At 18.0% G+C, this 618-nt stretch carries 1 protein-coding gene; it reads left to right on the forward strand.

Translation table 11 applies throughout. The features are described 5' to 3' along the window. Positions 1-169: 169 nt before the first annotated feature. The coding region (locus GBZ86_RS16615) for an acyltransferase family protein (RefSeq protein WP_152892501.1) at positions 170-618 on the forward strand (449 nt) is incomplete at its 3' end.

Here is a 618-nt window from a genome sequence, read left to right on the forward strand (position 1 = left end):
ATTAAAAGATATAGAATTTTATTTTTAAATATATGTAGTTTTAAAAAAGAAATATAAAATAACTTTTAATTGTAAATCAATTAAAACTATAGAGTTATTTCGATGAAAAAGAGTGTATTATTTGTGTGAATATTATTTTACTCTAAAGAAAAAACTAAGGAGATATTTTATGTTATACACTTTAATAGCTTCAATCATAATTATTGCTTTAATAATTATATTAAAAATATTAAATAAAAATACGTATGAAAGTTTTTCTTATTTAAGCAAAGATCATACAACTATAGTTAAAGGAATTGCAGCATTAATTATAATAATAGCACATGTTGCTAATGCTAGAGGATTTTCAATCTTAAATCCTTTAGGTGGAGTAGCAGTTTCAATATTTTTAATAAGTTCAGGATATGGTTTAAATGAATCATTTAAAAAAAATAGATTAAATAACTTTTTCAAAAATAGATTATTAAAAATAATTATTCCATATTGGTTAATGTTAATTTTTTATTATTTTATAAATTATAATAAATTTATTTTAAAGGACTGTATTTTAGTTGCTTTTTTAATTAATTGTTTAACTTATACTTGGTTTATTCAATATATTATGATTTGGTATTTAAT

Origin of the sequence: Clostridium tarantellae (genome assembly GCF_009295725.1) — a bacterium.
GTDB classification, from domain to species: Bacteria; Bacillota; Clostridia; order Clostridiales; family Clostridiaceae; genus Sarcina; species Sarcina tarantellae.